We start from the raw sequence: 21,134 nt of genomic DNA on the forward strand, positions 1-21,134 counted from the left end.
TTGTTAGGTGTGATCTATTGTCACATTTTTAGTGTGAATCTTGTTATTATTCTCAAATGAAATGAGATTCAGACTGGATAATGATGAGAGAAGTTGAGTTTAGAACAATTGATCGGCTATTTGTAAAGATGTCGATTAACGATAAGTTTTGGTTATTTTTTGGTTTAATTAGCCTATTGGTCGTAAGCATTTCTGCTAGCCACTATGTCGACAGGCTTGCGCAATACAAGGTTAGCCACCTCCAAGAGACTCAATCTCAGTTGAGTGCTATTGTGAATACCGTTCAGGCCTCCAACCTAGATAATCAAGCACAACGTTCATTACTGTCAAAGCAGGGTGTAACGCTGGTTTCTACCTATGCGCAAGTAGGCCAAACTGACACTCAGAGCACCGCGATTATGGCGCTGCAAAACCAGCAAGGTAATGCCCAGCTTACTCTCTCGTTTGGTACTCGTTTTGATACTTTAAAAAGTCAGGCTCGGGCTGATTTTTTCTATTCTTTGCTGGTACTTCTACCTATTGGATTGCTTTCTTACTGGCTTGCAACATTCCTTGGTGGCGCCTTGTGGGTTATGCACCAAGCAACCCGCCGTATTGCTGATGGTGATTTAACATCACGATTAGGTTTTCATGTTGGCCGCGATGAATTTGGGATTATTGGCTTTGAACTTGACCGAACAATGGATACGTTGAGCGATTTGGTTAATACCGTGAAAAACAGTTCAGATACCTTGGCACAAGCGACAGACGCCTCTTCTGCGGAAATAAAAGCGTCTCAGCAGCAGATACAGCAGCAATATACATCTGTCGACTCTGTGGCGACGGCAATGGAAGAAATGACAGCCTCTGCCAATGATATCTCTGGTCTTGCTCAGAAAACGTCAGGACAATCTGATGCGGATATGCAGAAAATTGACCAAAGTAACCAGAAAGTCCAGCATGCTATACAAGTTGTGATGCAACTTTCGGAACAAACAGATGAAGCTTCTCGTACTGTGAATAGTTTAAACGAGAAAGCGGAAGAAATTAATGCTGTGATCACCACGATTAACGCAATTTCAGAGCAAACGAATTTACTGGCATTGAACGCCGCAATTGAAGCTGCGAGAGCGGGTGAGCAAGGACGTGGCTTTGCCGTTGTCGCTGACGAAGTTAGAACCCTAGCGGGACGTACGCAACAAGCAACAGTTGAAATTAAGGCCATGATAGATAAATTACAATCTGAAACGGCCAGTATTTCTCAGATCACCACAGGTACCTTAGAACAGGCTTATCAGAGCAGGGACATGATTACCGAAATAGGCAGCGATGTAGAGGCAATTGCAGACTCGGCACGATTAGTGATGGATATGAGTATGCAAATAGCAACAGCCGCACAGCAGCAAACGTGTGTGTCTAATGATATATCCTCTGAGCTTCATGACATCCGTAATCAATCAGAACAACTCCAATTGGCGACAGAGCAATCTGTGACCAATAGCCAAGTGCTAAGCAGTACGTCACGGACGCTCGGTCAAATTTTAGAAAAATATCAAACAGCATCGTAAAATAAGTGAAATAAAGCGCCAGTAGAGAGACTGGCTCTTTTTATTCAGTTTGTGAATGTAGACATGAAACAAACATAAATCTCAGCGCTTTATAGAGCCGAATCACGGCAGTTTTTGCACCACCTTGCTAGGCTGGGTATATAACAAGTTTTCTTGTTATGTTATTTGGTGTAGAGGGGGAGCGTATGAGTACTCAGTTAACGGTCACACTAGCAGGCCAAGATCATCCTCAATTAATCAACCAGCTCGCAGCAAAGACCCATGAGCTGGGCGGCAAATGGTTGGTAAGTAAAATAAACCGGCTTGATTTTCAGGTGGTGGGTATATTGAAAATTGATATTCCATCTGAATCGGTCGAGTCATTAAGGCAAGCTTTTGCTGAACAGCAAGATCTTAACGTTCGTATTGTCGAAAACCCACAGTCACTTGAACCGATCAAGACCGATCTTCTCACCTTAAAAGTCGAATCAAGCGATCGTCCTGGTATTGTTCATGACATCACTCAGATCCTTGACGATATAGGGATCGCGATTATCAAAATAGAAAACCACCGTATTGGTGTCCCTGATCTCGGGCAGACGCTGTTTTTTGCCGAGTTGACGGTTGATGTCCCCCATAGTTTGAATACGGAACAATTGATTGATGCTGTTCAACAGGTCGAAGATGGGATGAGGGTGAATATTGTTCACTAACAAAAGCGAAGCTAGTTTTGCTGTAAGCGATTAAGAAGAAAGAGGTGAACAACATGTTCACCTCTTTTTGATTGACTCTATTGAACAGTCTTAGCTAACGTTTGAATCAGCTGTTGAGATCGTTTCAGCATCATCGCTTTGCGCTTCTACTGCCATAGGTTCTGCGGTTTCAACATCTGTCATTACTGATTCGACATCACTTGCTGTGTCTTCGACTGTAGATTCAGAAGTCTTTGATTCCATTTCTTCAAGTGCTGCAGTGGTATCTTCGATTGAGTCAGTCAGACCTTCTGTCAATTCGTTCGTATTAAGTTGAGCAACTTCAGCTTCAAGCAGTGCGATTCTCTCATTCTCAAGTGATAAAGCGGCTACGTTTTGTGTTAACTGCTCTACCTTTGATTGCTCTTGTGCTAGCTGTGCAATAAGTTGTTGCTGCGCTTGCTTACTATCGCTTGAGTTCATTTGCTGTTGCTTGATGACGGCCGCAAGATTTTTACCATGAGTGCCGATTGGCTGATCGCGCATATCTTCAGCGCCTAATGCGACAGAAATATTAAGTAGGATCTTCTCAAAGCTTAATACGTGGCGCTCGTAGTTACTCTCGGGCATCGCTTTTAGCTTTTTAACGACATCACCAATGTTTCCTGCATGTTTTAGCGAGAACATGGCTTCAGCAGCTTTGTCTTGAATTTTAGCGATAGCACGCGGTTCTGACACAATGAAAGCTTCTGCAGCTGCAAGGCTTGCTGCTGCGGCTGCTAGTGTATCTGGAGCATGAAGTGAAACATTTGCATTATTCAAGCGAGTTAATTCTTTCTTCGCTGGCGTTAGGTAAATGTTGGTGATTGTTTTAACTTCTAGCGCACGCTGCTTCGTGACTAAGTCGGGTTGACCTGAAATTGCTCGAGGAGAGCGATTGGTCGCAATAAAGTCGACTAAACGTTTTAGATCTTTTTCTAATTGGTCGGTTGTTCTTGGGTAATATTTAGCAGACTCAATCGTGTTTAATTGTGCTCGGTACGAGAAGGCTTCATCCAGTAATAATAATGATTGTTTACGAATATCATTCGCTTTATTAACATTAATATTAAAGTTATTTATTGCTTCTTCAGCGGCTTGAATATTAGTTTTTGAACTGAAAAAACCAATGCTGCTATTTGCTTTGCTAGGATCAGTTTCAAATACAGCATAATATTCTTTTGCTTCTTTTAAAGCATTATTAGCCTCACGCATCGGGATGGTTGCAAACCAAGATAGTTCATCCTGCTTTGCGGTCTTTAATAATTCGTTGGCATTATCAATGTCTTGGGACAGTGCGTTGGTTTGGACTGCTAATTCTGTTTGGTTACTTTCAAGTGGAAGGCTTGCTGTTGAATCAGAATCTGACGCACAACCTGACAAAAAAATGGCGGCAGCTAATGCTGTAACCTTTAATTCCATTTTCATTTTCGACTCCATAATGGTAAATACAATAATTGAGTAATTAAATTGGTGATTTTATAAGAATGTAATATTAATCACGGCTATTCTAATCGTTAGATTAAATAATTTAAATAATTAGATCTATTTATTAAAAAGAAAGCCTTAATTAAAAGTAATAAATAGCTAGTGTTAAGTCGATATCAAAGCTTATTATTGACGTGTCATTTAATGAGTTTGGTAGAATATAATCAAACAGGGTTAAATGAAGTAACCCTGTAAGGCTGGGTCTATTAGAGGTTATTGGCTTTTTTTGCTTCTAGATCTTTAACGACGATCTTCAAAGCTGATAGTGCAACCTCAGGGTCGATTTCGTTTGTCTCAAACAGGTAAATTAAATCGACGGCCAGTTTAATATCGGCAGGGGCATCATCAAGTGGAGACTTCTGTTGATCTGTCATTATATTGTCAGTTGCTGATGAAAGTTAACGGCAGTTTACCATTGATGTACTGAGCTCTGCGAATTTCTGTTTGCTGTCATTACAGATACACGTCAATTGCGGAATGGATCAATTGGGCATGTAGATTAACCAAGAGCTGGTGGTCGTGTCGGTATCCACCGCCAACGACAGCAGCGATTGGGATGCCGGCTTTTTTACATTGGCTTAAAACAAAGTGATCTCGCTGGTAAACACCTTGAGTACACACATTAAAGTAGCCCAACTCATCGTGTTGGTGGATATCAACTCCCGCATCGTAGATCACTAAATCTGGCTGGTATTGCGCCAGTGTTAGATTCAAAATACTTGAAAATGCAGCAAGGTACTCTTGGGTCGATGTGCTCTTCGGCAGGGCGAGATCAATATCAGAGTCAGGCTTTCTGGCGGGAAAGTTTTTATCGCAATGGACTGAGAAAGTAATGATGTTGGGGTTATCAGCCATCAGTGTTGCAGTACCATCACCATGGTGGACATCACAGTCGATAATTAGCACAGTATCAATATTATCAAGTGTGAGTGCATGATTTGCCGCTAATGCCAGATCGTTGATTAGGCAAAATCCACTGCCGAAGTCTTTATGGGCATGATGATAACCACCGCTTAAATGGATGCCAATACCGTAGTCTAAGGCAAGCTCGACAGTGAGTTTTGTTCCACCCGATGACATTAGGGTACGGTCGATTAATTGCTGACTCCATGGGAAACCAATGCGGCGCATTTTCGCTGCAGGCAGGGTATTGCAGAGCAGGGCATCAATATAGTCTGGCGCGTGCAGCGCTTTTATTTCATCGACACCGATAGGGCAGGGTTGATGCAAAATAATGTCACTACGTTTATCTATCTCCAATAACACATTGAGGTGTTCGAATAATCGCTGGTATTTACTGATTGGGTAGCGATGTTCTGGTGGTAATTCGAGTTGGGAATAAATTGGGTGGTAAACCAGCGGTAGGGCCATTATCCTTTACGCTCCCGTTGATTAATGTCTTTTTCAAGTTTGGCTAAGGCGGTTTGGCATCGGGTTAAACGTCCTTCAAGGGCAAGCACCTCTTTTTGTAGGGTCTGCTGCTCTGCCAAGGTTGAGCATCGGTTTAGCATCGACTCTTTATCACGTCGCATGGCAGACAAACGTCGCTCCCATTCTCGGTGCTGAGCTAAATCTTGATGGAGTTCATGAATAGGCTTGCGCCAGCCTCGTCCGCGCTTGGGCTCATTTTTACGGATTTGTTGTGTGGCTAATTCACGTTGTATTGCTTGAATTTGAGCGACGATCTTCTCACAAATGTGTTGAGTTCGAGAAGGGAGTAGTCTGCCTGCCCGCTGCTCATTTCTTAATGCACTAATTTCACTGCGGATCTCATTGATGCAAGGCGTTAGCAATTTACTTCGACATAAAAAGAGTTGTTCATCAAAAAGCGGGCGGTAAGCTTCACCGCGTTGACGGTCGGTATTGGCTGCGTCAACTGCAAGTTGTGAAACAATAGCGTCTAAACGTTGAAGGTCTGGCATCGTATTCTCTTTATAGGGTTCAAGCTTGGCTCTTGCTTATCGTGATTCTTTTATTATGAATGCTCAATCACGCGTTTAAACGGTGGCAGAGAATCAAGCAGCGCTTTGCCATAACGACGGTTGATAACGCGCCTGTCGAGCAATACCACTCTACCTGAATCGTCCTCTTTGCGCAGTAAACGCCCGGCAGACTGAATCAGCTTTTTACTTGCTTCAGGTACCGATATTTGCAAGAACGGATTTCCGCCTTTGCTTTCAATGTATTCAGCATGTGCTTCTTCTACGGGTGAGGTTGGCACTGCAAAGGGTATTTTGGTAATGATTAGGTTTGTGAGTAAGTTACCCGGTAAATCTAGCCCTTCAGAAAAACTTCCCGTACCAAACATAATGCTTGTTTTGCCGTTTTTACAATTCTCTTTATGCTTTTTTAGCGTGATATGACGTGCTTCTTCACCTTGGATAAGCAGGTCCCACTTATTTTTTTTCGCGAGTGGGCGAAGCTTGTCTGCGACTTGGTTCATTTGCCAGTAGGACGAAAACAACACAAGGCTGGCGGTTTCCCCTTCAAGGTATTCAGGTAATGTTTTGATCAACAATTCTGTGAATTTCTCGGCTTGAGGCTCCAAAGGCATTGCGGGAACTACTAAGCGGGCATTGTTTTCATAATCAAAAGGCGATGCTAAAGCGAGAAAGCGCGTCGCGTCTTTTTCAAAGATACCGGCTTGTCGACAGAAGTAATCAAACTTATTCAGTGCTCGAAGGGTTGCCGAAACCAAAATAGAACCGACAGCACGGCTCCATAATAACTGGTCGAGTCGATGCCCCACTTCGAGCGGTGAGACTTCAATAATGTAATCATCTTCTCGGTCTGAGCTCTTTTCTATCCATATTGCCAGTGGTGCTCCTTTGTCTTTTCTAGGCTGAGACATCAGTGACCAGACTTTTTCTAGGTTTTCTAATCGTTGAAGGTAGAAACCCGATTCGGCTAATGCCTGCTCACCTAAACGCGGCAATATTTCATTGTCTTTGGTTCGCTCGGAAATCAAATCATGGATTTTTCCTAATGACTGCAAGGCTTTTTTACTTGCCGTTTTACAGCCTTTTGCTTCTTCCATTAGCCAGTCAGGTAGCTCACCATGTTCAAAACGGTAGATACCATCTTTACTAAAGTGAGTTGGATCTATGTTGTTGGCGATTTGACGTAAACTCGGGATCAAAACGGCAATGTTTTCACTCAATGCCGTTTGGAAACGGCCTGATTTTTTATAGTCAGCCAATTCGGCAAATTTACCGACTGACTGATTGAGCTTTTCGAGCCAACTTGCTGCCCCTTTCAAACTTGCAGCGGCCGATGAAAAGTCACGTGCTACTTTTGGTAAGTGGTGGGCTTCATCAACCACATAAATGGTTTTTTCGGGCTCAGGTAAAATAACGCCACCACCTAGCTCAATATCAGCCATGAGCAATGCGTGATTGGCAATAATGACATCTGCTTTTTCAAGATGTTCTCGTGCTTTGGCAAATGGGCAGTCACGGTGCTGGGGAAGACCTGAATGACAACTGTGTTTATCGGCGACAATTTGCTGCCAAACCCTATCGGGAATGGTGGTTGGCCAACTATCACGGTCACCATCCCATTTATTCCCCTCTCGGGCGGTTTGCATGCGCCTCAAAAGTTCTAAATCTGATTTTTTAGGTTTTTCTTCCCATAGCGTAACTTGTTGTTCTGTATCTGAATTGCAACTCGCCTCTAATTTATGGCTACAACAATAGCGTTGGCGGCCTTTTGCGAGGATAAAGCTGAATTCTTTTGGGAAAATACGGTTGAAAAGTGGCAAATCTTTATTGATTAGCTGTTCTTGTAGCGCCACGGTCGCTGTTGATATCAGTATTTTTTTATTGTTAAACAAGGCAAATGGGATAGCCCCCAACAAATAAGCAAGCGATTTACCAATCCCCGTACCAGCCTCAGCAACCAGCATTCGGTGTTTGTCATGGTATTCACCCGCTAACGTTTTGGCGATCTCAGCAACAAGATAGTTTTGAGCCCTTCTAGGTATAAAGTTATCTAACTGATTTCCAAGGTTCTCATAGCATTGCTTGATATCACTTTTTACCTGCTTGTGTAACATAACTGAAACTTCGTAAGGGTTGGGGCAAGCATTATAGCACGAACATCTAATTGTGAGCGGAAGCAAGTTTCTGTGTATTTAATTGGAAAAGTGAGACTTCCTTCACGAATTTAAATTGAACCTAATATTTGAAGAGTAAAGTATTGTTTTACTAATGCTAATAAACTGCCATTACCCTATATATATGGTGTTTTGTGCTACTAATGGTATTTTTTTGCTGTATCGCTTGGTTTTAAATGTCGATATTTGTAGAGGTTAAAAAAGTATATAAGTTCCATCTAGCGTGAATCTGGTGTTTAAAACTCACTCTGGTTTAATGCTAAGTCATTGATTGTCTAATTGTTTGATGTTTTTTTAGTTTTGATTTAGAACATTTGACATGAAGTTGAATGTTCTGTCAGGATGAATCCACAAATTACTTGCTCTTGGGTTTTTTTTATTGTTCTTTATGTTTGTAAGGGATAATAAACCGAAGGGTTATAAGAAAAGGGATTCTGGAAACAGGAATTCCAGTCTAAATAAGAAAAGGCAGTGGATATCATGAAAAAGACTCTTCTAGCACTATCAGTACTAGCAGCAGGTTCAGCACAAGCTGGCATCAATCTTTATGACGCAAACGGCGTTGTTGTCGACCTATCTGGTGCTGCTGAAGTTCAGTACATCCAGAAGATTCAAGATGAAGACAATGATAACGATTCTGGCCTTCGTCTTGACGATGGCGACCTACAACTTAACACAACGGTAGCAGTAACAAGCCAGCTTAACGCTGTTGCAGGTATCGGTTTTGCTTTTGAAAGCCGCGATGTTACTAATGACGAACTGTGGGTTGGTCTTGGTGGCGACTTCGGTACACTAACATTCGGTCGTCAGCTATACATTGTCGATGATGCTGGTATTGGTAAAGATTACGAGCTAGGTTTTGAGCAAGTGGACTTTGTCAAAACTGAAGGTGATGAAGCGATTAAGTACGTATTTGACAATGGTCAGTTTTATTTTGGTTTTACGCATGACTTAGATGCGACAGGTGATGATTTCCAAGGTAATGATGGTACTGTGACTGACGGTCGTCTAGGTGCTCGTTTTGGTGACTTTGACGTTCGTGCATACTACTTCACTGGTGAAGATTTAGATGGCGGTTCAATGGGTGTCGTCGATGTTGATGCATTTAACCTTGAAGGTGAATACGTAATGGGTGCGTTTGCATTCGCTGCATCTTACGGCAATGCTCAGTATGATACATCTTCTACTGGCGCAAAAATCGACGATATTGACCTAATTGAACTTGCTGGTTCTTATACTATGGGCAAAAATACTTTTGCACTAGGTTACAACCGTGCGGACGGCGATGAAGATACAATCGACAACGTTTACGCGAACGTAACTCACCAGCTTCACAGCAACGTGAAAGTATACGGTGAATTAGGTTGGGCTGATAGCGATGTACAAGATCTAGATGTTGGTTACCTAGTAGGTATGGAAGTTAAATTCTAATCGAGACCCTCGTTTAGAAATACTTCGAAAAAAGCCGCCGTCATGGCGGCTTTTTGCTATGTTGGCGGAAGGTGAAACAATTTAAGGATAAATAAAATGAAAAATTGGCTTGTAGTTGTAAGTTTATTGGTGTTGCCGCTGGGCTTGCAGGCCGCCACGCTGAGTACTGGCAAGAATATTAAATTGTTGGTGGTTGATGGTAAGAAAGTCGAATCATCATTTTGGTCTGAAGCTGAGAGTGTTGAACTACCAGAAGGCAAACACCAAGTCGTGGTGCGTTTTGACGGTGAGGTAAAAGATGGGTCGAAAACCACGATTTATACCACCCGCCCTTATTTATTTGAGCTTGACGTGCCTAAGGAAGATGCGGCCATTGTACTGCCACGTTTAACCACTATGTCGCAGGCAAAAGCGCATTTTCAACGTGGGCCAGAGTGGCAATTAGAAATCGCCAACGGGACAACGCGCGATCTTGATTATGTGCCATTGCAAGGTAAGGGGTTTGCCGCTTATAGCGATATGGAAGCGTTAGTGGCTGATTATAACCGCGAACAAGGGATCACCTTCGAGCAAGGCTACGCGGTAGATTTAGAGCAAGCAACGGTTGAAGTCAGCGATAAAGGCGAAGTTAAGATTTCTGGTGATGCACTGGCACAACTTAAACTTTGGTATAGCAAAGCAAATACTGAAGAAAAAGCGGCATTCTCACAATGGGTTGACTCGCAAAAAAGCCAATAATGTTCACACTTAGCTGACGGTTTCATAAAGGCGGGGCGTGGTCCCGCTTTATGTGTCTGCTTTAAGGCTTTATGTATCTTATTTTATCGCGACGCTATTATTATGCGTCGTGGTGGTAACGGCTATGTTCTTGGCAGCTACGGCAACGAGGCTGTGCCGGATCTTGCTGTAGATCTACAAGCTCAATTTCCTCTTCACAATCCACACACAAGCCATACATGCCTAATTTAGTCGAGCATACTGCCGCATCGACTTTTTCCATTCTGCTGGCTAAATCAAATAGATTGGGAATGAATGATGACTTTGCCATCAAAATAAGATCACTCAACTCTGCGTTCTCGATTGATGTAGCAGATGGTACGAGTGTGTTGAGCAGCATTTCATTTTTTAGCTCTTTTGCGAGTGAGCCGTGCTCGTGCTCAAGGCGCTGTTTTAGCTGATCGAAGGTGATATCTGACGTTGCCATATGATCATCATTATTATTGTGAGTAGTTAAAATTAGTCTAAGACGAATGAAGAGTTTGATTGTGATTTGAATCAAATGTTTATGGGTTAGTGTTGAATAACCGTATTTTCTATCGGTTTTTGTAACAAGTAATATTCGCTATATTGATTTCGCTCAAAATCATAGGCCAACAGAGCCTAATTATAAACAGAAAGCTCAGTAAATAAAGGACGCGTACCATGGAACAGGATTTCAAAGACCCCTATAGCTTTAAATACTTTTTGGGCTTTTTAGTGGTAATGGGAATACCGACATTGCCTGCAAGCCTAACTCTTATTGATATCTTTTCACGATAAGATAATAGCCTTTAAGCTGCAATTGATGAATACCAGTGACAAAGTGTTGCTGGTATTTTTGTTTGGGGCTGTCTGCTGTAGACTCAATATAGATATATCGAAACAGGGATTGATGTGAAGGAAATGGTAAAGCGTGCGTTGTTGTTGTTATGTGGTTGGCTCTGTGTCGGGTTAGGTATACTTGGCGTTATTTTACCTCTGCTGCCCACAACCCCGTTTCTATTGCTAGCCAGCGCGTGTTTTATGCGGGGATCGCCACGTCTGAATCATTGGCTAATGCAGCACCCGCATTTTGGTCCTATTTTACACAATTGGCATCAGCACCGGGCTGTTTCAAGCAACGTTAAACGGCGTGCCAATATTATGATTGTGCTGAGCTTTGCGCTGTCGATTTATCTTGTGCCTTTGTTATGGCATAAGGTGATGCTATTGGTTTTTCTTTCTGTCTTATTAGTATGGTTTAACCGTTTACCTGTTCGTGATGGTAGCCCAAGTGAATAGCGCTTGGTAAATAAGAGAGGTATCTCTCCCTCTTTGCGTTGTTTTCTCGCCAGTCCTTGCCCCTTGTAAGTAAAGTCACTACTATTTGAGCGGAATTTATCAGTGTATACATAGAAGGTATGCACCGTTTTACTTAGTTCGTTAGCCCTTCACAACGGTAGGGCATGGAAAATGATTATGACTCAAGACAAGCTCACGTTAATCAAAAACAGTATCAAGTCGATCCCTGATTACCCAAAACCGGGGATCTTATTTCGTGATGTGACCAGCCTAATGGAAGATCCTGCGGCTTACCAAGCAACAATGCAGGTACTGATCGAGAAATACCAAGATCAGGGGATCACGAAAATTATTGGTACTGAAGCGCGTGGTTTCTTATTTGGTGCGCCACTCGCACTTGAATTGGGCGTAGGTTTTGTACCTGTTCGTAAGCCGGGTAAATTACCGCGTGAAGTGATTGGTGAAAGCTATGAACTTGAATATGGCCAAGATACCCTTGAAATCCATGTTGATGCGATTAACGACGGTGATAAAGTATTGCTCGTTGATGATTTACTTGCAACAGGCGGTACGATTGAAGCAACAACCAAGTTAGTACGTCGCTTGGGTGGTACTGTTGAAGACGCTGCATTCGTTATTAACCTGCCAGATATTGGTGGTGCAGAGCGTTTGAAGGGCATTGGCCTGAACGTGTTCAGTATTTGTGACTTTGACGGCCACTAATACCGTTATACTTCAATTAGCGGCGGTTAGCTGGCTAATCATTGGGCGCTCGACGACGCGCCCTCTCGCTCAAAAATCCTCCCTGTGCTAGCATTGAGTTCTTGATTCTGTAAGGTTAGTAAACATGAGTTATCAGGTTCTGGCACGCAAATGGCGTCCACACCAATTTGATGATGTGGTCGGTCAGTCCCATGTCTTAACGGCACTGGCTAACGCACTTGCCCATAACCGTCTTCACCACGCTTATTTGTTCAGCGGAACACGCGGAGTTGGTAAAACGACCATCGCCCGTATTTTTGCCAAGGGCTTGAACTGTGAGCAGGGCGTGACATCATCACCTTGCGGGCAGTGTGAAACATGCCGTGAAATTGATGAAGGGCGTTTTGTCGATTTGTTAGAGATTGATGCAGCTTCTCGTACCAAGGTAGAAGATACCCGTGAGCTACTGGACAATGTTCAGTATAAGCCAGCACGTGGACGCTTTAAGGTTTACCTGATTGATGAGGTGCACATGCTATCTCGTCACAGTTTTAATGCCTTGCTAAAGACATTGGAAGAGCCACCAGAATATGTGAAATTTATTCTGGCGACGACTGATCCTCAAAAACTACCCGTTACGATCCTGTCGCGCTGTTTACAGTTCCACCTTAAACATCTCGATAATACCCAAATCCAATCTCAACTCGAAAATGTACTGGCCCAAGAGCAGGTTGAATTTGAACCGCGTGCGTTAGGTTTATTAGCTCGAGCTGCTGAAGGCAGTATGCGAGATGCATTGAGTTTGACCGATCAGGCCATTGCGCTTGGTAATGGTCAAGTTGTCGCCCAGTCGGTCTCTGAAATGCTGGGTACGCTAAATACCGAGCAAGCATTGTATCTGTTAGAGGCGGTTGCGAAAGGTGAAGCGCAACCTGCAATGGCTTGTCTTGAAGAGCTGGCCGGTGTGGGTGTTGAATGGGATAGCCTATTACGTGAATTCGCGACGCAATTGCACCGTGTTGCGATGCATCAAGCATTACCTGCTTCGCTGGATAGTGCAGCACCAGATGCCGAGCGAATCGAAATATTAAGTAAATCTGTTTCACCACAGGAAGTGCAGCTATGCTATCAAATTGCACTACAAGGCCGGCAAGATCTGTCTTTTGCACCTGATGGCCGTACAGGGCTTGAAATGGTTCTGTTACGAATGCTGGCTTTCCGACCGGTTTCTGTTTCGGCTGTAACACCGCAACAGATTACGATCCCGAGCTCGCAACCCGCGGCTGTGGTGTCGCAAACGGCTGCAGCTCAACCGCAAGGTCAGGGTATGCAGCGGGTGCAAGCACTGAAAGCGCAAATGAATGGTGGTCAAGCTTCGGCTCAAGCCCCTTTATCATCACCGCAACAGGTGCCAACACAGTCCCAAACGCCTCATCCACAAGGTACGCTGGCGCAAAATATGCCTCAGCAAGGACAGCATCAACCGATCAGAACGGCTGAGCCTCAACAGGCACCGCCGCCATCGTATGATGCCGCTCCTCAAGGTTATGAGCCACAGCATCCTGCGCAAGGTTATGATGTGCCGCCGCAAGAGCCGATGCAGCAACAACCGATGCAGCAACAACCGATGCAGCAAGCGGCTCAAGCAGCTCGCCCTGCGGCTTCTGCAGCATCTGGCTTAATGGCTGCGCGCAATAAATTACGTAGCCAAGCAAAACGCGATCCACAAGCTCCAACCACCTCAAAAAAGGGTGAGCCGGTACGGGCGAAAAAAAGCACCTCAAGTGTGCTAGAACGCATTGCTAATAAGCAAAATGGAGCGGCACCTACCGCTCAAGCGATGCCTGTACCGGGCGTTTCAACGGCACCAATGCTTGAACCCGCACAAAGCGATGAGTATCAATGGCGAGCAACAATAAACGTAGAAGATACTCAAGAAGCTACGCTAGAGGTTGCTCCAACGGTCTTAAAGCAGGCGCTGGAGCATGAAAAAACGCCTGAAATGGCAAAATTGCTTGTCATGGAAGCGGCAAATAAGGATAGTTGGTCGGATTGGGTGACTAAACTTAATGTAGGTCGGTTAGTACAGCAACTTGCCCTTAATTCTGCATTAACTCGTGATGGTAATGCAGCGACATTATTGCTGAGACCGGCGCAGAAGCACCTTGATACACCAAAGGCTCGTGAACAGTTAGCGCAAGCGCTCACTGTGTTGTTTGAAGAGCCTGTATCATTAAACATTGAATTGAGTGATGAAGGGCTTTCGCCGCTTGAGTGGCGAGAAGCAATTTATCAGCAGAAACTGGAACAGGCCAAGCACAGCTTGCAGTCTGATCCGAACGTGAACTTCATTCGTCAGCGGTTTGCCGCTGTTTTAGATGAAGAAAGCGTAAGACCCTTATAGATCAACCAGACCAATAGAGAGAGATAATATGTTTGGTAAAGGCGGTATGGCTAACATGATGAAGCAGGCGCAGCAAATGCAAGAGCGCATGCAAGAGATGCAAGAAGAGATCGCAAATATGGAAGTCACTGGCGAGTCTGGTGCTGGCCTTGTGAAAGTGACGATTACTGGTAGCCACAGTGTACGTCGCGTTGAGCTGGACGACAGCTTAATGGAAGATGACAAAGACATGCTTGAAGATCTCATTGCAGCGGCATTTAACGATGCAGCACGTCGCGTTGAAGAAACTCAAAAAGAAAAGATGGCTGGTGTAACTGGCGGCATGAACTTGCCTGCTGGCTTTAAAATGCCATTCTAATTAATGCGTACCAGTCACTTACTGGAACAATTAATGGAGGCCCTACGTTGCCTGCCTGGGGTTGGCCCCAAGTCGGCGCAGCGTATGGCCTTCAATTTGTTACAGCGAAATCGTCAGGGTGGTTTGCAGCTAGCAGACGCTCTGAGTCGTGCGATGACAGATATTGGTCATTGTCGCGATTGCCGCACCTTCACTGAAGAAGAAGTGTGTGCTATATGCGCTAACCCTCGTCGTCAGGAAAATGGCCAGATTTGTGTCGTTGAAAGTCCTGCTGACATTGTCGCGGTTGAATCTACTGGTCAGTTTTCAGGGCGATACTTTGTATTAATGGGGCATTTGTCACCATTAGACGGTATTGGTCCTTCAGATATCGGTTTAGATAGCCTTGAGTTTCGAATGCAGAATGAATCCATTGCGGAATTGATTTTGGCAACGAACCCGACGGTAGAAGGTGAAGCAACAGCTCACTATATTGCTGAGCTATGCAGTGAATATGATATTCCAGCGACACGTATTGCTCATGGCGTACCGGTTGGTGGAGAGCTTGAATTAGTCGATGGGACAACCTTGTCTCACTCACTCGCAGGGCGACAACGTCTATATTGATAGATATAGATCGATATTGTACTCAACAAGTTATTAAAAAGCCGACATTGTGAATTTCACATGTCGGCTTTTTTGTATCTACATATATTCAGTGTTAAGTAACTGAATTAGAGTGAGTATAAAATACTCGAGCCATAGTTCAGGCTAGTCAATAAAATCGATTTTTCGTTCATTACATCGATACGGCGGCTCTGTTGGGCATCCATTCGAATAAGCTGCTTTACGATCTCTAAATGACTATTCTTAAAGTCATTATTTTGGCCTGAAGTAATGTCTTTAAACTCTTTAGGCTCTGTTAGTAAGTAGCCACCGCTGACGCCCCATTCACCGGATTCTGAGATATGTAGCGTTAGTGGTTGTTCACTATCACTAAATAACTTTACCAGCGTGATGCGTGAATAGGTTTTATTAGGCAGATAAACGACATGGCTGTTTTGTTCGACACGACGAAGCATACCAAGTTCTTCGATTTCTGTTTCAATACGGCTGACGGATACTGATTGCCATTCACGAGACATTAAAAGTTGTTCTTGCTTGTAATTACTTGAGTAATAAAGCCAGATGCTAAAGACCGTAGACAGTGCTAATAAAATAATTGCCCAGTACTTTTTCATTTGCGCGAGTGCTGGGTTTTGCGTAGTCGTTACTGGCATAACTTAGTACTGTCCTTTTGGCTTGTAAGCAAACGAAGTGTCACGTTTTCGCTAGGCGTATCACTGCTGTGTATATAGTTAAGCCAAATTTGATTACTTTGCCCGCCCGTAGCAATGACTTCCACCGGGGACTTTTCACCATCATGGTACTTTAAGTAAGACTCAACACATTGCGTGATCATCGCGTGCCATTGTGAGACATTTGGGTGGTTTTTAGGCACGAGTACCTTTACGCCCTCGACCGCTTTCAATTGTTCAAAGGCTTCTGATTTTGGTGGCACACTGATGTTAACTAAAATAGGCAGCAAGATAGCGAATAGTACAGCCAAGCCATTAATTAACGGCCATGATAATTTTTTAGTTTTTTTGCTTTGTGCTGGATTGGTGAAATTTACTGGCGCTTTCGGCTGCTGTTGTTCGCCTAACTCAGGCTCTGTGCTGGTGTGAACATCGGTGCTGTTGTCTTGATTTTCCAGTAACTCGGTGTCACTGCCACTAATTTGGTCAGATAACGAGTCGACATTCGCGATCATTTGGTAGCCGCGTTTGGGCACGGTTTTAATAAATTCAGGTGATTTTGTCGAATCTTTCAGGGCTTTACGAAGAGTCGAAATAGCTTGCGTTAGGCTTGAGTCATCAACTTCAAAACCTTGTTCGCGCCAGACATAATCATGAAGGCGATTACGGGTAATAATCGCCCCTGGATCTTCAATCAGCAGGCTCAACGCTCGGCTTTCATTACTACCTAGCCGAGTCAGTTCATCGTTTTCCTGCTGATCGAGCAAGCTGTTATCATACGGGTCAAACAAAAAGCGTTGCCCAATTAGGAATTTATTTTCAATTTTATTCATTTTTAGCACCAACGGTACAACCTACAAGCATATATAGCATGTCGCCCCTTAATCATCTCTGAACATAAAAAATATAAAAAAGGACACTGAAAAAACATAAAGAATATAAAAGCGGGTATTTTAGGTTGAAAACGGTAACTTTGACCATATCTATTTAGATAAATCTTCATGGTAAAGATGAACTTTTTTACTTGAGCTATTTTTTGCCTGAAAAGGCAGTCCCTAATTAGTTACAAATGTATGAGTTTTGGAGTTGAGATGAGCGATCAAACTATCCATAAAAACAAGGAAACCCGTGGTTTTCAGTCTGAAGTAAAGCAACTTCTGCACCTGATGATCCACTCTCTGTATTCAAATAAAGAGATTTTCTTAAGAGAGTTAATTTCAAATGCGTCGGATGCCGCAGACAAATTGCGCTTTCGTGCGTTGTCTCAGCCTGACTTGTACGAAGATGATGCAACGTTAGGGGTTAAGCTGTCGTTCAATGAGCAAGCTGGCACACTGACGGTTAGCGATAACGGTATTGGTATGAGCCGTGATGACGTGATTGAGCACTTAGGCACAATTGCAAAATCTGGCACGAAAGATTTTTTTGCTAAGTTAAATGACGATGAGTCAAAAGACTCTCAGCTTATTGGCCAATTCGGTGTGGGTTTCTACTCTGCATTTATCGTTGCTGATTCTGTTACGGTCAATACACGAGCAGCAGGTGCTGCGGCTGATCAAGCCGTATCTTGGCACTCTGGTGGTGAAGGTGACTACAGCGTCGAAGATATCGAGAAATCAAGCCGTGGTACTGATATCGTTCTTCATTTACGTGAAGACGAAAAAGAGTTCTTAAGCGAGCACCGCGTACGTGAGATTATCGGGAAATATTCTGACCATATTGGTATTCCCGTTCATATCCAAACGGTTGATCGTGACGAAGAAGGTAATGAGACCGGTCGCAAGTGGGAGCAAATCAATAAAGCGCAAGCGTTATGGACTCGCAATAAATCTGATATTAGCGAAGAAGAATACAAAGAATTCTACAACCATGTATCGCACGACTTTGCTGAGCCGCTAACATGGAGCCATAACCGTGTTGAAGGTAAGCAAGATTACACTAGCTTGCTTTATATCCCGTCAAAAGCACCTTGGGACATGAATAACCGCGACAGCAAGCATGGCTTGAAGCTATACGTACAGCGTGTGTTTATTATGGATGACGCGCAGCAATTTATGCCTTCGTACTTACGTTTTATGCGTGGCTTGATTGATTCGAATGATTTGCCGTTAAACGTGTCGCGTGAAATTCTGCAGGATAACAAAGTGACTCAATCATTACGTAAGGCGTGTACTAAACGTGCACTGACGATGATGGAGCGCTTGGCAAACAATGATGCCGAAAAATATCAGACCCTGTGGAATGAATTTGGTCAGGTGTTAAAAGAAGGCCCGGCTGAAGACATGGCTAACCGCGAGAAAGTTGCGAAGCTATTACGCTTTAGCTCAACGCATGCAGAAACCGTTGAACAAACGGTATCGCTAGCTGATTACGTTTCACGTATGAAAGAAGATCAAGATAAAATTTTCTTCATTACCGCTGATACTTTCACGGCTGCGAAAAACAGTCCACACCTAGAGCAATTCCGCACTAAAGGCCTGGAAGTTATCCTAATGCATGACCGCATTGACGAGTGGTTGATGGGTCACTTGGCTGACTTTGACGGCAAGCAATTCCAAGCGATTACTAAAGCGGACCTTGACCTGTCGAAATTTGAAGACGAAGCGGATAAAGAGAAGCAAAAAGAAACAGAAGAAGCGTTCCAGTCTGTGGTTGAACGCACTAAAACGTATTTGGGAGATCGTGTTAAAGATGTTCGCCCTACGTTTAAGCTACAAGGTACACCAGCGGTAGTGGTCACCGATGAGCATGAGATGGGCACACAAATGGCTAAGCTGCTTGCGGCTGCTGGTCACGATGCGCCAGAAGTTAATTACATCTTTGAACTGAATCCACAACACCCGCTAGTCAATAAGATGGCTGATGAAGCGGACGAAGAAGCATTTGGCCGTTGGGTTGAAATGCTGCTAGGCCAAGCAATGCTAGCAGAAAAGGGCTCGATGGATGATCCTTCTCAGTTCCTAGCCGCAGTAAACAAATTATTGGCTTAATTTTTTAGGTATAGCGCGATATGACTAAGGTCTAATCGCGCTTTGTCTATGTCTAATTGTATTCTGATACAGCATGTAATCACGGCTTGCAGCCTGTACTGGGCTTGCGAGTCTGTGCTAATCAGTGTATTTTTTCTTTTTTTGAAAACTCCAAAATTTAAAGGGGATCAAGATGCGCATCATTCTTCTGGGCGCTCCAGGTGCTGGTAAAGGTACTCAGGCACAATTCATCATGGAAAAATTTGGTATTCCACAAATTTCTACTGGTGACATGCTACGTGCAGCAATCAAGGCAGGTACAGAGCTAGGTAAACAAGCGAAATCTGTCATTGATGCTGGTCAACTAGTGTCTGACGACATCATCCTAGGCTTGGTTAAAGAGCGTATTGCTGAAGACGACTGTGCAAAAGGCTTCCTACTAGACGGTTTCCCTCGCACGATTCCTCAGGCTGATGGCCTAAAAGAAATCGGTGTTGAAGTTGATTACGTTATTGAATTTGACGTAGCTGACAGTGTTATTGTTGAGCGTATGGCGGGTCGTCGTGCTCACCTAGCATCAGGTCGTACTTACCACAACACTTACAACCCACCAAAGGTTGAAGGTAAAGATGACGTTACTGGTGAAGACCTTGTTATTCGTGAAGATGACAAAGAAGAGACTGTTCGTGCTCGTCTAGGTGTTTACCACAACCAAACTGCACCGCTAATTGCTTACTACGGTAAAGAAGCAGAAGCGGGTAACACTAAGTACCTTAAATTTGACGGTACTCAGCCTGTTGCTGCAGTAAGCGCAGAACTAGAAAAAGCACTTTCTTAATTTATTTTGCTTTTTCCAAAAACGGGTTGGCTTTATGCCAACCCGTTTTTTTATGTGTGGATACTATCGGCAGTGATCGTAATGTGCATAATTGTGGTATAACTTGCTGAAACGAAAACTGTTACCGTCAACCTGAACGACTAAATTATGAAGGGCAGCATGAGCGAATTAACGGCAGACAAGAACAACAAAAAATATGGCGTGTTGCTGGTTAACCTAGGCACCCCTGAGGAGCCAACGTCTCAAGGCGTGAAGCGGTTTTTATCTGAATTTTTGCATGACAAGCGTGTGGTTGATATGACCCGCTGGTTATGGTGCCCAATCCTTCATGGTGTGATATTGCCGATCCGTGCGCCGAAGGTGGCGAAGTTGTATCAATCCGTCTGGATGGAGGAGGGGTCACCATTGATGGTTTACTCACAACGGCAGCAACAACAGTTGGCTGAACAGCTGGATGTTCCCGTTGAGCTCGGTATGACCTATGGCAGCCCGAGTATTAGTTCTGGCCTAGAATCGTTGAAACAGCAAGGCTGCCAACGTGTATTGGTCTTGCCACTGTACCCCCAGTATTCGCGTACCACCACTGCTGCAGTGTTTGATAAAGTTGCTAAGGTGCTCAAAAGCCAAGCTGAAATCCCCGAACTTAGATTCGTGAACGACTATTTCGATCATCCGGATTATATTTCTGCGCTGGCAGACTCAGCGACTTCATTTTGGCAGGAACACGGCCAGCCAGATTACCTACTATGTTCTTATCATGGCATTCCTAAGCGCTTTGCTGATAATGGCGACCCGTATCCTGAGCATTGTAATGGCACAACCGATAAACTGGCGACTGCACTGGATATGCCGCGTGAAAAAATGAGCATGAGCTACCAGTCTATTTTTGGACGAGAAGAGTGGCTGACGCCTTATACTGAAGGCACTATTGAAGCGCTGGCCAAAAAAGGGGTCCAGCGTTTAGATGTGATGTGCCCAGCCTTTTCGGTTGATTGCTTAGAAACACTGGAAGAAATTGCTGAAGGGTGTAAAGAGACGTTTATCAAAGCGGGGGGAAAAGAATTTAACCTTATCCCATGTTTGAATGACAACCCTGCACATATCAAATTAATGGCGAATCTTGTGCAACAGCATAGCCAAGGCTGGGCATAGATTACGATTAAGCCATGGTGAAAAAGAAATAACCTAAGTGTTCAATTAAGTAGACACGTGTAGCCAGAACTTGCCTTTATGGCATAAAAGCTCTCATTTTCTAT

20 protein-coding genes are annotated in these 21,134 nt (G+C 43.9%); 12 read left to right on the forward strand and 8 right to left on the reverse strand.

The window, feature by feature from the left end; translation table 11 throughout:
- The first annotated feature begins 83 nt into the window (after positions 1–83).
- Both L4D78_RS15170 and L4D78_RS15175 read left to right on the forward strand, forming a co-directional pair.
- Positions 84–1,547 (forward strand): methyl-accepting chemotaxis protein, encoded by a 1,464-nt coding sequence (locus L4D78_RS15170; protein ID WP_428467751.1) that lies wholly within the window; start codon positions 84–86, stop codon positions 1,545–1,547.
- 185 nt (positions 1,548–1,732) lie between these two features.
- Entirely contained in the window at positions 1,733–2,239 is a 507-nt protein-coding gene (locus L4D78_RS15175; protein WP_428467706.1) for a glycine cleavage system transcriptional repressor, read from the forward strand.
- 90 nt (positions 2,240–2,329) lie between these two features.
- Here the strand turns inward: L4D78_RS15175 and L4D78_RS15180 are convergent, their stop codons facing one another.
- The 5 genes from L4D78_RS15180 to dinG all read right to left on the reverse strand — a co-directional run bounded on the left by L4D78_RS15180 (position 2,330) and on the right by dinG (position 7,799).
- Positions 2,330–3,685 carry a hypothetical protein gene (locus L4D78_RS15180; RefSeq protein WP_428467707.1) on the reverse strand — a complete coding sequence of 452 codons (1,356 nt, stop codon included), beginning with the start codon at positions 3,683–3,685 and terminating at the stop codon, positions 2,330–2,332.
- Between the two features lie 266 nt (positions 3,686–3,951).
- A complete protein-coding gene (gene rsmS / locus L4D78_RS15185) occupies positions 3,952–4,119 on the reverse strand; it encodes a pleiotropic regulatory protein RsmS (protein WP_428467708.1) in 168 nt (55 codons plus the stop codon).
- Between the two features lie 79 nt (positions 4,120–4,198).
- Positions 4,199–5,116: a histone deacetylase family protein gene (locus L4D78_RS15190; protein WP_428467709.1), complete on the reverse strand. Its 918-nt coding sequence runs from the start codon at positions 5,114–5,116 to the stop codon at positions 4,199–4,201.
- Positions 5,116–5,667, reverse strand: a complete 552-nt coding sequence (gene priC / locus L4D78_RS15195) for a primosomal replication protein PriC (RefSeq protein WP_428467710.1) — start codon at positions 5,665–5,667, stop codon at positions 5,116–5,118. The genes L4D78_RS15190 and priC overlap by 1 nt, the downstream gene beginning before the upstream one ends.
- Before the next feature lie 53 nt (positions 5,668–5,720).
- On the reverse strand, positions 5,721–7,799 hold the full coding sequence (gene dinG, locus L4D78_RS15200; protein WP_428467711.1) for an ATP-dependent DNA helicase DinG: 2,079 nt from the start codon (positions 7,797–7,799) through the stop codon (positions 5,721–5,723).
- A gap of 540 nt (positions 7,800–8,339) precedes the next feature.
- On the opposite strand from dinG, the gene L4D78_RS15205 reads away from it, so the two are divergent.
- Positions 8,340–9,290, forward strand: coding sequence for a porin (locus L4D78_RS15205; RefSeq protein ID WP_428467712.1), 951 nt, complete (start codon positions 8,340–8,342; stop codon positions 9,288–9,290).
- Positions 9,291–9,386: 96 nt separating this feature from the next.
- Positions 9,387–10,028 (forward strand): YccT family protein, encoded by a 642-nt coding sequence (locus L4D78_RS15210; protein WP_428467713.1) that lies wholly within the window; start codon positions 9,387–9,389, stop codon positions 10,026–10,028.
- Positions 10,029–10,128: 100 nt separating this feature from the next.
- Here the strand turns inward: L4D78_RS15210 and L4D78_RS15215 are convergent, their stop codons facing one another.
- Positions 10,129–10,494 carry a conjugal transfer protein TraR gene (locus L4D78_RS15215; protein WP_428467714.1) on the reverse strand — a complete coding sequence of 122 codons (366 nt, stop codon included), beginning with the start codon at positions 10,492–10,494 and terminating at the stop codon, positions 10,129–10,131.
- Positions 10,495–10,952: 458 nt separating this feature from the next.
- Here L4D78_RS15215 and L4D78_RS15220 point away from each other — a divergent pair, with 458 nt between their 5' ends.
- From L4D78_RS15220 to recR, 5 genes are all read left to right on the forward strand, one after another.
- Entirely contained in the window at positions 10,953–11,330 is a 378-nt protein-coding gene (locus tag L4D78_RS15220; protein ID WP_428467752.1) for a YbaN family protein, read from the forward strand.
- Between the two features lie 177 nt (positions 11,331–11,507).
- Positions 11,508–12,053: an adenine phosphoribosyltransferase gene (apt, locus tag L4D78_RS15225; RefSeq protein ID WP_428455850.1), complete on the forward strand. Its 546-nt coding sequence runs from the start codon at positions 11,508–11,510 to the stop codon at positions 12,051–12,053.
- 124 nt (positions 12,054–12,177) lie between these two features.
- Positions 12,178–14,436: a DNA polymerase III subunit gamma/tau gene (gene dnaX, locus L4D78_RS15230; protein WP_428467715.1), complete on the forward strand. Its 2,259-nt coding sequence runs from the start codon at positions 12,178–12,180 to the stop codon at positions 14,434–14,436.
- Positions 14,437–14,464: 28 nt separating this feature from the next.
- A complete protein-coding gene (locus tag L4D78_RS15235; protein WP_428455848.1) occupies positions 14,465–14,794 on the forward strand; it encodes a YbaB/EbfC family nucleoid-associated protein in 330 nt (109 codons plus the stop codon).
- A gap of 3 nt (positions 14,795–14,797) precedes the next feature.
- Positions 14,798–15,400 carry a recombination mediator RecR gene (gene recR / locus L4D78_RS15240; protein WP_428455847.1) on the forward strand — a complete coding sequence of 201 codons (603 nt, stop codon included), beginning with the start codon at positions 14,798–14,800 and terminating at the stop codon, positions 15,398–15,400.
- A 107-nt stretch (positions 15,401–15,507) separates the two neighbouring features.
- On the opposite strand, the gene L4D78_RS15245 is transcribed toward recR, so the two are convergent.
- Positions 15,508–16,053, reverse strand: a complete 546-nt coding sequence (locus L4D78_RS15245) for a regulatory protein ToxS (protein ID WP_428467716.1) — start codon at positions 16,051–16,053, stop codon at positions 15,508–15,510.
- On the reverse strand, positions 16,044–16,904 hold the full coding sequence (locus L4D78_RS15250) for a winged helix-turn-helix domain-containing protein (protein ID WP_428467717.1): 861 nt from the start codon (positions 16,902–16,904) through the stop codon (positions 16,044–16,046). The genes L4D78_RS15245 and L4D78_RS15250 overlap by 10 nt, the downstream gene beginning before the upstream one ends.
- Positions 16,905–17,162: 258 nt before the next feature.
- Here L4D78_RS15250 and htpG point away from each other — a divergent pair, with 258 nt between their 5' ends.
- From htpG to hemH, 3 genes are all read left to right on the forward strand, one after another.
- On the forward strand, positions 17,163–19,061 hold the full coding sequence (gene htpG, locus L4D78_RS15255; protein ID WP_428467718.1) for a molecular chaperone HtpG: 1,899 nt from the start codon (positions 17,163–17,165) through the stop codon (positions 19,059–19,061).
- A gap of 172 nt (positions 19,062–19,233) precedes the next feature.
- A complete protein-coding gene (gene adk, locus L4D78_RS15260; RefSeq protein WP_428467719.1) occupies positions 19,234–19,878 on the forward strand; it encodes an adenylate kinase in 645 nt (214 codons plus the stop codon).
- A 159-nt stretch (positions 19,879–20,037) separates the two neighbouring features.
- The gene (gene hemH / locus L4D78_RS15265; RefSeq protein WP_428467720.1) at positions 20,038–21,030 is read left to right on the forward strand and encodes a ferrochelatase; all 993 of its coding nucleotides are present in this window, start codon (positions 20,038–20,040) and stop codon (positions 21,028–21,030) included.
- Positions 21,031–21,134: the final 104 nt, after the last annotated feature.

The organism is Photobacterium minamisatsumaniensis (assembly GCF_050336695.1).
Classification (GTDB): Bacteria; Pseudomonadota; Gammaproteobacteria; order Enterobacterales; family Vibrionaceae; genus Photobacterium; species Photobacterium minamisatsumaniensis.